Below are 13,539 nucleotides of genomic sequence, written 5' to 3' on the forward strand. Positions count from 1 at the left end.
ATGAATGAGAATTTTTTTGATCTTAATACTTTTTGGAGCGGTGTTCAGGCCCGCTTTGCCGAAAACATGGGTGAAACCGCTTATGAAAACTGGATTCGCCCAGTCAAGGCAGTAAACGCAAATCTAGAAACACGGACTGTAAGTTTGCAAGCTCCCAGTGATTTAATATTGCAAGCTTGGGACAACGGAAACTACACTGCCAAATTTATGGAATACGCTTATGATGTTGAACATGATTTCTTTAAGCCTGATCTAAAAGTTGTTAAAGAAAAGCCTAAATTGGTCAGAAAAACAGATGACTTGGATCAGTCATCTTTTGTAGCGACTGATTATGAACTCAACTCTGCATTCACTTTTGAAAATTGGGTCGTAGGTGATGCAAACGAATTAGCAACCAGCGCGGCTATAGCAGTTTCCGAACAACCCGGCAAGCAATATAACCCCCTACTGATCTACGGTTCTTCAGGTCTTGGCAAGACCCATCTGATGGAGGCGATCGGAAACAAAGTTCAGGAATTAGAACCGAATGCGATCATCAGGTACATTACAACTGATGATTTTATGAACGACTGGGTAGATGCGATCAGCAAAAAGAAAACAGCAGAATTCACAAGTAATTATGAAAATGTTGACATACTGCTCGTCGATGATATCCAAATGCTTCAAGGAAAAGACCGTTTTCAAGAAGAATTTTTCAATATATTTAACAAGATAACCAAGTCGCAAAAACAGATAGTCATGACTTCAGATGTTCTGCCAAAAGACATCCCGGGTCTCAACACTCGATTAGTTTCCAGATTTATGCAGGGAGTCGCTTACGACATCCAAAAGCCGGATTATCCGACAAGATTAGCAATATTAAAAAATAAAGCTGAAGAAACCGGCATGAATATAGATATTCAGACACTAAGTTTGATAGCCGAAGAAGTCGATAGCAACGTTCGTGAACTAGAAGGTGCTTTTAACACGTTGACTTTGATGGCCAGATCAGGCAAAAAGATCAATGTTGCTAACGCAGAAAAGATCCTCGAACATTTGAATATTACAAAACAAAAAGTAATAACGATAGAAGATGTACAAAGAGTAGTAGCTGAAGAATACGATGTTAGCCTTGCTGATCTAATAGGCAAAAAGCGGAATTCAGATATAGTTATGCCTCGTCAAGTAGCTATGTATCTTATTCGGCACTTGACTGATATCTCACTTCCGAAAATTGGGCAGGCTTTTGGCGGAAGAGATCATACGACTGTTATGCATGGCACAGAAAAAATAGCAGATTTGATAGAAAAAGATCTTACAGTAAAACAGAGGATCGAGACTATTTCAGCAAAAATAAAAGAAAGACAATAAAACACGTAAAATTTAGTTGTGCATAAATATAGGATTTATCAAAGAGTTTTCCAGATTATTTCCACAAGGAAAATCAATAAAAACTAACGCTTTGTAGCCCTTATCCACTTATTACACAGACCTTATTATTACTATTAACTAATAAATATTAATTAATCAGAGAGGACACGATGAGATTTTCATTAAAAAAGAATGAGCTTGTCAATAGATTAAATATCGTAAACAGAGCAATATCTGGAAAAGTCATGATCCCGATTTTGAGCGGAATAAAGATATCAGCTCAAAGCAACGGATTGACACTTATAGGATCGAACTCAGAAATTTCGATAAAAACGATTATAGCTGCCGATCAGAAAAACGATTTAAAAATCGAAGAAGAAGGCGAAATAGTCGTTTCAGCCAACTTTTTTACAAGCATAATCAAGAGGCTCTCGGAAAGTGATTTACAAATTTATACTGAAGGCTCTCAAATAAAAATATCTTCCGGACAATCTCTTTTTACCGTTTCCGGACAAGCTGCAGACAATTACCCGCAGCTACCGAGGATCGACGATGCTTTGAACATAAAAATTCCTGCAGACCAATTAACAGATCTGATAGCAGAAACGATAAAGTCAGTATCTGCTCAGGACTCAAGACCTTTGCTGACCGGTATTCACTTTGTTATCGATCAAAATCAAATAAAAGTCGTTTCAACTGACTCGCATCGCCTGGCACAACGGATAGTTACTTTGAAAAGTGATTCTCCTTTGACAACTGACGTTGTTGTTCCAAGCAAAGCTTTGACAGAATTAAGAGCTCTGATAGAAGGTATTAAAGAAGTAGATCTGCAATTTGATGAATCGCGTTTAATGGTCAATTTAGGCGACACGGTTTTCTATTCAAGACTGCTTGAAGGACAGTATCCACAGACTGACCGCTTGATACCGCAAGAATCAACGAGCAGCTTTTCGATTGATTCTCAAGTTTTGTCCGCTTCATTAGACAGAGCTAGCTTGGTTGCACATCAGTCTGGTAATTTAGTCGCTCAATTTACCATTTCAAATGGATCGTTAGAAATCAGCACGGAAAGAAGCGAGATAGGGAATGTGCATGAATCGCTGCCGATCAAAAACTTTCAGGGAAAGGATTTGAAAATCAGTTTTAATCCGGACTTTGTGAAAGATGCATTGAGTTCTATTTCCGAGAAAACACTGAATTTTTCATTTACGAGCAGTTTGCGCCCATTCGTTATCGGACCGGCTGAAGGCCAGGGCAACGAAAAAATTCAATTGATCACCCCAGTCAGAACTTTTTGATTTCAGCCGTATAAGCGCGTAAATATTTTTTAAATGAAGTTATATGTTAAAGGGTCTAAAATTCGTTAGATGGCAATTTAGGGCCCTTTTTTGCTATAATCAAAGTAGTAATTAGGAGGTGAAAGTTTGAAAAAAGTTCAGATCGACACCGACTTTATTACGCTCGGCCAGCTTCTAAAAATCGAAAACATAGCAGCATCAGGCGGAATGGCTAAAATCATGTTAAAAGAGAACCCGAAGTCTTTTTTTGTTAACGGAGAAGCTGATAATCGCAGAGGCAGGAAACTTTACAATGGCGATAAAGTAAAAATTTTGAATGCCGGAGAATACCAAATTGTATCTAAATGAATTGGGTTTGAAAGATTTTCGTAATTATGCTGAGCTGCAAGTTGAATTTTCTAAATCTGTAAACATTTTTATCGGGGATAATGCGCAAGGCAAAACGAATCTTCTTGAAGCGATCTACATGCTTGCTGCTGCCAGGTCGCACCGCGACAACAATGATCGCGATTTGATAAGATGGTCGGCTTCTGCTGCTAAAATTTCCGGGAGAGTCACAAGAAATTCAGGTTCCTTCCCGCTTGAATTAGTTTTAAGCAGAGGAGGAAAAAAAGTTTTTGTTAATCATTTGCCTGAAAGCAAGCTTTCGGATTATATCGGCAATTTGAATGTTGTATTATTTGCGCCTGAAGATCTGGAATTAGTTAAAGGATCGCCTGGAATTCGCCGCAAATTCATAAACAGCGAATTCGGACAAATGTCGGCTAATTATCTGCTTAACCTTCTTGAATACCGAAAAGTATTAAAAGATCGTAATGCATATTTAAAAAATATCTCTATTTCTAAAGGACGGCCGATTTACGATAAAACTTATTTGCAAGTTTTAGACGATCAGTTAAGTGATTTTGGTTCGAAAATAATCCAGCAGCGTTTCTTGCTTGTAAAGAAACTTGAGGGATATGCACAAAAAATACACCAAGCTATTTCCGGCGGGGAAGATTTAAATATAAAATATAGAACTTTCCCCGGTTTGGATGATCAAAGCGGTTTTGAAGATATCAGGAAAATTTTTTCCGAACAATTAGCAAAAAATCATATGCGGGAGCTGCTTTTAAAGACGACTATGACTGGTCCGCATCATGATGATCTCAGATTCTTCATAGATGGTAAAGAAGTAAGCTCATTCGCTTCACAAGGCCAGCAGCGTACAACGGCCTTGTCGATAAGATTAGCCGAGATCGAAATGATGAAATTTGAAACCGGTGAATATCCTATTTTGCTTCTTGATGATGTTTTATCTGAGCTGGATGGCAATCGTCAGACGCAATTACTTAGTTTTATACAAGACAAGGTCCAAACTTTTCTTACTGCTCCAAGCTTGTCTGACGTTGAACGTAATTTGATAAAAGATCCGAAAATATTTCGGGTCGAGAACGGAGGATTGATTTATGAATGAAGATAACAAAAATAAGCAGGTAGCGCCTGTTGATGATAATGCATACGGCGGTTCTTCGATACAGATCCTCGAGGGCTTAGAAGCAGTCAGAAAACGTCCCGGAATGTATATTGGTTCGACTTCATCAGCCGGTTTGCACCATTTGGTTTGGGAAATAATCGATAATGGTATTGATGAAGCACTAGCTGGATATGCCAGCCACGTTACATTGACTATCGAAGCTGATGGATCGATAACTGTTACGGATGATGGTCGTGGTATTCCAGTCGAAATCCAGCCCAAGACCGGGCGTCCTGCCATGGAGGCAGTTTTTACCATTCTCCATGCTGGTGGAAAATTTGATTCAAAAAATTATCGTGTTTCAGGCGGTCTTCACGGTGTCGGTGCTTCGGTTGTCAATGCCCTTTCAAAAGAAATGGATGTCAGAGTTTATCGTGACGGGAAAATTTATTATATGGACTTTTCCCGCGGACACATTAAGACTGAAATGAAAACGATCGATGAGCCGATGCGCCTTAAAAGGGGAACGATCGTTCATTTTGCTCCGGATCCGGATATTTTTACTGAAACTACTCATTTTGATTTCAGTACTTTATTAAATAGGATCCGCGAACTTGCCTTTTTGAATAAAGGTCTTCGTCTTTCTATAACGGATAAAAGAACTGATCCAGCTAAAAAAGAGTCATTTCTCTATGAAGGCGGAATCGCTGAATATGTAAGCTTTTTGAATCGTAATAAAAAACCGCTTTTTCCAAAACCTATTTATGTTGAAGGCGAAGAAAATAAGATCCAAGTTGAAGTTGCTCTCCAATATACAGATGCAGTAGCTGAGACGCTTATGAGTTTTGCTAATAATATACATACTCATGAAGGCGGGACCCATGAGACCGGGTTTAAGATGGCGTTGACCAGGATAATCAATGACTACGCTCGGAAACAGGGTATTTTAAAAGATAATGATGATCAATTGACAGGCGAAGATGTTCGTGAAGGGATAACGGCCATCGTTTCTGTTAAACATCCTGATCCTCAATTCGAAGGACAGACAAAAACTAAATTAGGCAATAACGATGCTCAGCAGGCTGTTAATCACGAATTTTCAGTTATTTTTAGTCGATTCATGATGGAAAATCCCGATGTTGCTAGAGCGATCGTCAATAAGGGCCTCATCGCTTCTAAAGCTCGTGTCGCTGCCAAAAAAGCTCGTGATCTTACTAGAAAAAAATCAGGTCTTGAAATCAGCGCTTTGGCTGGCAAATTGGCTGATAATACTTCAAAAGATCCGGAAATATCTGAGCTTTTTATTGTCGAGGGAGATTCAGCCGGCGGATCAGCTAAGCAGGGAAGGTCTCGTTTGACACAAGCCATTCTGCCTATCAGAGGGAAGATTTTAAACGTTGAAAAAGCAACTTTAGATAAAGTCTTGGCTAATGAAGAGATCAGGTCCTTGTTTACCGCTATGGGAACGGGCTTTGGCGATGATTTTGATATTAAAAAAGCTCATTATCATAAAGTCATTATCATGACGGATGCCGATGTTGATGGAGCGCATATCAGAACTCTTTTGCTCACTTTGTTCTTCAGATATATGCGTCCGTTGATCGATGCTGGTTATATTTATATCGCTCAGCCGCCTTTGTACGGAGTTGCGATCGGTAATTCTGATAAAAGGGTTTATCTGGATTCTGATGAAGAACTTGATCAATACGTTTCTACGCTTCCTGCAAGTCCAAAACCCAGGATCCAGCGTTATAAGGGTCTTGGAGAAATGGATGCTACTCAGCTTTGGGAAACCACTATGAATCCAGATAACAGAAGGCTTTTAAGGGTCGATCCTAACTATGATCCGGATGTTGACACGACTTTCGATATGCTTATGGGCGATAGAGTCGAACCCAGAAGAGAATTCATAGAAGACAATGCCCAATTCGTTGAAGATTTGGATGTTTGAGGTAAAAAATGTCAGAACAAGATAATAACAATTTCACACCTGATAGAAAAATCGAGAACGCTAATCTTAACCGAACGATGAGAACTAGTTTTTTGTCTTATGCTATGTCAGTTATCGTTGCTCGTGCTCTGCCGGATGTCAGAGATGGATTAAAACCAGTCCATCGCCGTATTCTCTATGGAATGAACGAACTTGGTGTAACTCCTGATAAGCCCCATAAAAAATCAGCACGTATCGTCGGGGATGTCATGGGAAAATTTCATCCACACGGCGATTCAGCTATTTATGAGTCGTTAGTTAGAATGGCCCAGCCTTTCAGTTATCGTTACCCATTAGTTGATGGACATGGTAACTTCGGTTCTGTCGATGGCGATCCTGCGGCTGCAATGAGATATACAGAAGCCAGACTTTCAAAGATTTCTTTGGAGATGCTTCGTGACATCAACAAGAATACCGTTGATTTTCGCCCCAGTTACGATGGAGATAATAGAGAGCCCGTTGTCCTTCCTTCTAGATTTCCCAACCTCCTGGTAAATGGTGCACAAGGCATAGCTGTTGGGATGGCAACTAATATACCAACACATAATTTGCGTGAAGTCATAAAAGCTATTCATATTTTAATGGATAACCCTGATGCAAGTGTAAGTGACTTGATGGAAGTCTTGCCGGGTCCTGATTTTCCGACTGGAGCTATCGTTATGGGGAAAGCCGGTATTCGACGTGCTTATGAAACCGGTCGAGGTTCAGTAACGGTAAGATCAAGAGTTGATATAGAAACGACTTCGACTGGCCGTGAAAGGATAGCTATATCCGAACTTCCTTATATGGTCAATAAGGCAAAACTTATAGAAAAAATCAGAGAGCTCGTTTTAGATAAAAAAATCGATGGTATTACTGCCATACGAGACGAATCTGATCAAAAAGGTTTGCGCGTTGCTATTGATATAGGCCGAGATGCAAGTGCGAATGTTGTTTTGAATAATCTTTACAAACAAACGCTGCTTCAGACCAGTTTTTCTTTCAATATGATCGCTATTAATCATGGCAAACCTCAAATGATGAGCTTAAAGGAAATCCTTTTTGCTTATCTTGAGCACCAGCGTGAGGTCATAAGGCGCCGGACTGAATTTGAATTAAAGAAAGCTCAGGATCGTGCGCATATTTTAGCTGGGTTAAGGATAGCCTTGGATCACATCGATGCGATCATTGATTTGATTCGCTCTAGTTCGACTGCTGAATATGCTAAACGCGAACTTATAAGCCGCTATCAATTGTCTGATCGTCAGGCACAAGCAATTTTGGATATGCGTCTTGTTCGTCTGACCGGCTTAGAGCGCGACAAGATAGAGTCCGAATATCAAGATCTTTTGAAATCGATCGAAAACTTGAAAGACATTTTGGCTAAGCCGAAAAGGATCGACCAAATAATTTATCAAGAACTGCTGGATATTGCAAATAAATTCGGCGATGATCGGAGAACGGAATTACAAGTTGGTGATGTTACCAGCATTGAAGATGAAGACCTGATCGCACAGGAAGATGTCCTGATATCTTTGACTCATCAAGGATATATAAAACGGCTTTCTACTAGTGAATTTCATACCCAAAACCGCGGTGGACGCGGTGTTCAAGGAATGAATACTCACAATGATGATTTTGTTGAGCACCTAGTATCTACAAGTACTCATGATGTTCTTTTGTTCTTTTCTGACCAAGGGAAAGTTTATAAAATGAAGGGTTATGAAGTTCCCGAATATGGTCGTCAAGCTAAAGGCATTCCTGTTATCAATTTGCTTGGTTTGGATTCCAATGAACATGTTCAGGCTGTTATAAACGTTTCTGGGAACGTTGAGAATTCAAAAGATTTCCTCTTCTTCACTACTAAATTCGGGATCGTTAAAAGAACGCCGGTAGTTGATTTTTCTAATATAAGACAGTCCGGGCTTAGAGCGATCAATCTGCGCCCTGGCGATTCATTGATAAACGTTCTTTTAACTCATGGCAATGACAATATAATAATCGCGTCTCATCGCGGTTACGCAGTTTCTTTTGCAGAGAAGGATGTTCGTCAAATGGGAAGAAGTGCCTCCGGTGTTAAGGGGATGTCGCTTCGTGAAAAAGATTATGTCGTAGGTTCTGATTTATTAGTTCCTGGTAACAATGTATTGGTTATTACTGAAAACGGTTATGGAAAACAAACAGCAGTTGAGGAATATCCAATCAGAGGACGCGGCGGCAAGGGTTATAAGACTGTCAACGTTACAGAAAAAAATGGTTTAGTTTCTGGTTTGACAGTAGTTTCTGGTAACGAAGATATTATGGTTACCACTAATGCCGGAGTCATGATCCGCTTTGATGCGAAAGACGTTTCCAAAACAGGCAGGGCAACTCTCGGTGTTAGAGTTATCAGAATAGAAAAAGGTTCAAAAGTTGCAACTTTGACCAAAGTCGAACATGAGTCAGAAAAGATCGATGAACAGGAATCTGCCTCAACTGAAGGATCTGTTGATATTCAAAAAGTAAAAGATTTGGCTGACCGTCAGCTTAATGATCAAAATAAAAAAGATAATAATTCCGAAAAATAAATATTTTTGATTAAATTAAAAAGTTCTTAGATTAAATCTAAGAACTTTTTTTATTATATTAAGATAAAAAATTTAGTATGATAATTATTGAACTAGTCTTTTGCAATTAGATCAGCAGTGATTCTGGTTTAATTACAGGCGATTAGTATCCTAGATAACGTAAAAGGACAGGATATTTTAATATGATGTATTCAAAGTTTATTGCAATGATTTTTGTAGTGCTTTATTTGATTTTAATTTGGGCCGTTTTGACGATGAGAGGGAGTCTAGCTATGGACATTATGGCTTTTGGCATGTTTGCCGATGCTGTTTTGACCCTTCTCAACTTTTATAAAAAGCGCTGAACCCTTATAGCCACCACGTATCATATATCGTAACTGGCAAATGCCTTTTATGCTGAGTTGACAAATAAAGTTTTTCTATTCTCTGGGCTGATTTTTCTTCTATATCTTTACCTTCCAGATAGTCATCGATTTCTTTGTAACTGACCCCTAAGGCTGTTTCATCTGGCAATTGCGGCCGGTAGTCTTCTAAATCAGCGGTAGGTGTTTTTTCGTAAAGCCGGCTTGGTGCATTCAACTCTTCAAGCATTTGTCTTCCTTGCCGTTTGTTTAAACGCCAAAGAGGATCTAAGTCAGTCCCGCCGTCACCGTATTTTGTAAAAAATCCGGCAAAAGCTTCTGCAGCATGATCAGTACCTAAAACGACTCCGTCAAACTCTCTTGCGACGGCATATTGAGCTACCATTCTGATTTTTGGCTTGATAGATCCTCGGCTCATATCATCGACCTTTAAACCGGTTGTTTCTCTTAGTTCTTTTGTTAAAGCATCAGTTGCTGATTTTATATTCGTTGTGACTATTTTATCGGCTTTTATAAAGTCCAGTGCTAATTGAGCATCTGCTTCGTCTGCCTGCTTGCCATATGGTTGGCGAATGGCAATAAATTTATAATTTTTATCTTTAGTTTCTTCTCTTATTTGATTTATTGCCATTTGGGCTAATTTACCAGTTAGAGTGGAATCTTGCCCGCCGGATATAGCCAGCACGTAGCTTTTATAATTTTGATTTTTTAATAAATAATTTTTTAAAAAAGAGATCGTTCTTTCGATTTCTTTTTTTGGATCGATCACCGGCTGAACATGTAGGTCAGCAATTATTTTTTCTTGTAAGGCTCTCATTTTTTCTCCTTTTTACTATATTTAAACTTTAAAATATATTTTTTAAAAAAAGTTAAAAAAAGTCAGTTTTTATCCAAAAGATCATTTGACAAGAAGCATTTCGCGGTTGATTTTGAAAGTGAATCACTGTATCATAAAGGTCTGTGATGAAAATTCACTTCCTTACCGCTTAGGCGGTCAGAGACCGAAAGGAGGTTAAAAAAATGGCAAAAAGTTACGAATTAACTTATATTATTCGCCCTGATATCGATAAAGATGCGAAAGCAGATTTGGTACAGCGTTTTGATAAAGTTTTGACCGATAATGGAGCAGCTATCAAGGATTCTTCTGATTGGGAGAGCCGTCGTTTCACTTATGAAATAAGTGGATACAGATCCGGAACTTATCATGTGGTTACATTTACTACTGATGATGAAAGAGCTAACGAAGAGTTTGATCGTCTAGCAAAGATTTCTAATGATATTCTTCGTCATATGATCGTTGCTGTTGATCTGAACCAGCTTAGTGATGCTCATGCAAAGCAAGCCGCAGCTGCTCAAAGAGCTGCTGAACGACGTGCACAGCGTGAAGCTGAGCGTAATGCTGCACAGGCACAAGCTAAAGCTGCCGCAGCTGAAAAATAAGGAGTTTTATGATCAATAGAGTAGTTTTAGTTGGCAGACTGACACGTGATGTTGAGTTAAGATATACCGGCAGCGGGGATGCAGTGGGATCTTTTTCTTTAGCTGTTGATAGAAATTTTACTAATCGTTCAGGCGAACGAGAAGCTGATTTTATCAATTGCGTTATTTGGAGAAAAGCAGCTGAAAATTTCGCTAATTTCACTGGAAAAGGTGCTATGGTCGCCGTTGAGGGCAGACTTCAATCCCGTTCCTACGAAAATAATCAGGGGCAGCGTGTTTACGTTACTGAAGTTGTTATCGATAATTTCCAGTTATTAGAAACAAGAGCACAATCGGAGGCTCGGAGAGCTTCTAATCCTTCATCAGGATCAAGCAATCCTTCAAATCAAAACAACTTCAATATTCCTTCTCAAGATCAGGGACGTTCGAATCCTTTCCAAGCACAATTTAATAATAATGGTGCTGCAGGTGCAGGTAATTCATCTTCTGGGAAGCCGGCTAACAGTCAAGCAGATTCTTCTAGTCCCTTCAATACGGGATCGGACGATGATTCACTTGATATCTCTGATGATGATCTTCCTTTTTAAAATTAAATTCAAAGAAAGGACGTATTAAAGATGGCTGAAGAAAATTCTAACCAAAGAGTCCAAACCGTTAACGGTGAAAGAACTAATCGCCCAAGCCGTACTCCTCGTGGAGATGGTGAGCGTCGCGGTCGTCGTCAAGGCGGTCGTCGTCGTGTCGATTATCTTGCTGTTAATCATATCGATTATGTCGATTATAAAGATACGGATCTCTTGCAACGCTTTGTTGCTGATAATGGTAAGATCCTCCCTAGAAGGATCACCGGTACGAGTTCAAAGAATCAGCGTAAGATAGCAGCCGCTGTTAAGCGGGCACGTATAATGGCGCTGTTACCATTCGTTGCTAATAAGTAAAAATAATTATTATTAATCCTCTGCTTATTTATAGAGGATTTTTTTATCTGTTAAAATAAGAACAGATTGCAAGCCAATCAAGGAAGTTTTTGATGAATAATTTATATTCGAAACTACCAAAATTTATTCAAAATTATCGTGCTGTTTACATTCTTGCACTTTTCATAATCGTATCCGTTTTCGGCTTAGTTGCAACTTTTCAACTAGGTCTGATTTGGCTTTTAATTTGGTTATTGCTGCTATTATTATCCGCTTTTTTTATCTATGGCTTTATAAATTCACTTGGCGTTGATTTTCAAACTTACATGACTAATTTATACGGACGAGTATCTATTTCTCAAACGAGTGCGCTGGATCAAATGCCCATCGGAGTTATGCTTTTGAGCCAAAGCGGTGAAATAGAATGGATAAACGAAAATTTAACTAAAACATTCGGCGATAGCTCAATATTAGGAAAAAATTTGAAAGATGCAGATGCAGATCTTTATTCCTTTGTTGAATCTAATAAATCTGGGAATTCAGCGGTTATCGATTGGCACAAGGGACGCTTTTTTCTACAGGTCCAAAATGACGGTCAGACTGTTTATCTGCTTGATATGACTGATATTTCTAAATATCAGTTAATGTATGAGAAAGATCGCCTTTTCTACGGGTTGATAAACGTTGATAATTATGAAGAAGTTATTCAGGATGCCACTGATTCACAGTCAAGCCAGTTGATCGCCTTCATTTCTGGGCGGCTTGATGAATGGGCGAAAAAATATCATTTATTCATTAGACGAATTTCTTCCGATCGCTATCTATTTTTTGGTCGGCTGCCTGATTTGAAATCATTAGAATCTGATCGATTTTCTATTTTAGATAATGTTCGCGAAGAATCACTAAAACAAAATATGCCTTTAAGTTTGTCTATAGGCATAGCTTTTGGTATCTCTGACCTTAATGAACTGGCTGAACTTGCACATCGTAATTTAGATTTGGCGCTTGGGCGCGGAGGCGATCAAGTTGTGATCAGGGAAAATGATAGTCCCGCGATATATTACGGCGGCACCTCAAATCCGATGGCTAAAAGAACCAGGGTGCGGGCTAGAATGATCGACCAAGCTTTGTCTGACCTTTTTGCTAATGCTGATTCTGTTTTTATTTCTGGTCATAAGAACCCCGATATGGATTCACTAGGAGCGGCCTTAGGTGTTTGGCGGATGAGCCGGCTGCACGACTTGACTGCTTATATAGTGATCGAAGAAAACAATGTACAGCGTGATGTTAAATTGGTTATGGATAAAATCAATGAAGAAGTCGAAGCTTCTAATAATAAGATACGTCAGCAAAATACTGATGATAAAAAGGATTTAAATCTTATCAGCGGTCCTTTTATATCTGAAAAAAGAGCTGCTTCGATCGCTACTGAGCAAAGCCTGCTGATATTGGTGGACCATTCCCGGCCAAGCATTTCAGCAGCAGGAGTATTACTGGACAAACTTAAATCATCGGTGGTCGTTATTGATCATCATCGAATCGCAGATGAAAGTTTTGAGGAAAAACCGCTGTTGTTTTATGTTGAACAATATGCATCTTCTACTTCTGAATTAGTATCAGAGTTATTGGGCTATGAAGATCGTAGGAAATCTCCTTTGACCAAAGTTGAAGCAACGGCACTTTTAGGCGGAATTCAATTAGACACGAAGGGTTTTACCTCCCATACAGGTTCAAGAACTTTCGATGCAGCCAGCTTTTTGCGAGCGGCTGGAGCAGATGCTAAGTTATTAAGCAGTTTTGGTAAAGAGTCAAAAAATGAATTGCTAACAAAAGCACATCTTTATGAGCTTATAAAAGTTCAAGACAACATAGCCTATGTTGTCGCGGAGAATGATGTTGAGTATGATTCGGTAACCGCTGCACAGACTGCTGATGGGATGTTAAAGATCCAAGGAGTCAATGCTAGTTTTATCGTAACTAGAAGAAAAGATAAAAAAATCGGTATATCTGCTAGATCCGATGGTTCGATAAATGTTCAATTGATAATGGAAAAGATCGGCGGAGGCGGATCTTTGACCAATGCGGCTTCTCAGCTAGAGTCCGACGATATTCAGGAAGTTTCAAAAAAACTTTATCAGGCTGTTGATTCACAGTTAAAATCTAAAGAAGATAAACAATAG

General features: G+C 39.1%; 11 protein-coding genes and 1 pseudogene. 11 read left to right on the forward strand and 1 reads right to left on the reverse strand.

The annotated features are described in order from the left end of the window. The 7 genes from dnaA to ACKP2L_RS00595 all read left to right on the forward strand — a co-directional run bounded on the left by dnaA (window position 1) and on the right by ACKP2L_RS00595 (window position 8,984). Window positions 1-1,350 carry a chromosomal replication initiator protein DnaA gene (gene dnaA / locus ACKP2L_RS00565; RefSeq protein ID WP_439425451.1) on the forward strand — a complete coding sequence of 450 codons (1,350 nt, stop codon included), beginning with the start codon at window positions 1-3 and terminating at the stop codon, window positions 1,348-1,350. Window positions 1,351-1,520: 170 nt separating this feature from the next. Next, entirely contained in the window at window positions 1,521-2,648 is a 1,128-nt protein-coding gene (gene dnaN / locus ACKP2L_RS00570) for a DNA polymerase III subunit beta (RefSeq protein WP_439425452.1), read from the forward strand. A 126-nt stretch (window positions 2,649-2,774) separates the two neighbouring features. Then, a complete protein-coding gene (locus ACKP2L_RS00575) occupies window positions 2,775-2,996 on the forward strand; it encodes an RNA-binding S4 domain-containing protein (RefSeq protein WP_439425453.1) in 222 nt (73 codons plus the stop codon). After that, window positions 2,983-4,104 (forward strand): DNA replication/repair protein RecF, encoded by a 1,122-nt coding sequence (recF, locus tag ACKP2L_RS00580; protein WP_439425454.1) that lies wholly within the window; start codon window positions 2,983-2,985, stop codon window positions 4,102-4,104. The genes ACKP2L_RS00575 and recF overlap by 14 nt, the downstream gene beginning before the upstream one ends. Beyond that, complete coding sequence (gyrB, locus tag ACKP2L_RS00585) at window positions 4,097-6,055, forward strand: DNA topoisomerase (ATP-hydrolyzing) subunit B (protein WP_439425455.1); 1,959 nt, start codon at window positions 4,097-4,099, stop codon at window positions 6,053-6,055. Before recF ends, gyrB begins: the two co-directional genes overlap by 8 nt. Before the next feature lie 8 nt (window positions 6,056-6,063). Continuing rightward, window positions 6,064-8,640: a DNA gyrase subunit A gene (gyrA, locus tag ACKP2L_RS00590; RefSeq protein WP_439425456.1), complete on the forward strand. Its 2,577-nt coding sequence runs from the start codon at window positions 6,064-6,066 to the stop codon at window positions 8,638-8,640. A gap of 182 nt (window positions 8,641-8,822) precedes the next feature. Further along, window positions 8,823-8,984 carry a hypothetical protein gene (locus ACKP2L_RS00595; RefSeq protein ID WP_439425457.1) on the forward strand — a complete coding sequence of 54 codons (162 nt, stop codon included), beginning with the start codon at window positions 8,823-8,825 and terminating at the stop codon, window positions 8,982-8,984. A gap of 4 nt (window positions 8,985-8,988) precedes the next feature. On the opposite strand, the gene nadE is transcribed toward ACKP2L_RS00595, so the two are convergent. Further along, window positions 8,989-9,819: an ammonia-dependent NAD(+) synthetase gene (nadE, locus tag ACKP2L_RS00600; RefSeq protein WP_439425458.1), complete on the reverse strand. Its 831-nt coding sequence runs from the start codon at window positions 9,817-9,819 to the stop codon at window positions 8,989-8,991. 203 nt (window positions 9,820-10,022) lie between these two features. On the opposite strand from nadE, the pseudogene rpsF reads away from it, so the two are divergent. From rpsF to ACKP2L_RS00620, 4 genes and pseudogenes are all read left to right on the forward strand, one after another. Then, window positions 10,023-10,310: pseudogene (gene rpsF, locus ACKP2L_RS00605) on the forward strand (30S ribosomal protein S6); the annotation flags it as partial. A 140-nt stretch (window positions 10,311-10,450) separates the two neighbouring features. Continuing rightward, window positions 10,451-11,029, forward strand: coding sequence for a single-stranded DNA-binding protein (gene ssb / locus ACKP2L_RS00610; protein ID WP_439425459.1), 579 nt, complete (start codon window positions 10,451-10,453; stop codon window positions 11,027-11,029). Window positions 11,030-11,206: 177 nt separating this feature from the next. Next, window positions 11,207-11,380 (forward strand): 30S ribosomal protein S18, encoded by a 174-nt coding sequence (gene rpsR / locus ACKP2L_RS00615; RefSeq protein WP_439426238.1) that lies wholly within the window; start codon window positions 11,207-11,209, stop codon window positions 11,378-11,380. A gap of 92 nt (window positions 11,381-11,472) precedes the next feature. Continuing rightward, window positions 11,473-13,539: a DHH family phosphoesterase gene (locus tag ACKP2L_RS00620; protein ID WP_439425460.1), complete on the forward strand. Its 2,067-nt coding sequence runs from the start codon at window positions 11,473-11,475 to the stop codon at window positions 13,537-13,539.

It is taken from the genome of Oenococcus alcoholitolerans (assembly GCF_051852995.1).
GTDB lineage: Bacteria > Bacillota > Bacilli > Lactobacillales > Lactobacillaceae > Oenococcus > Oenococcus alcoholitolerans.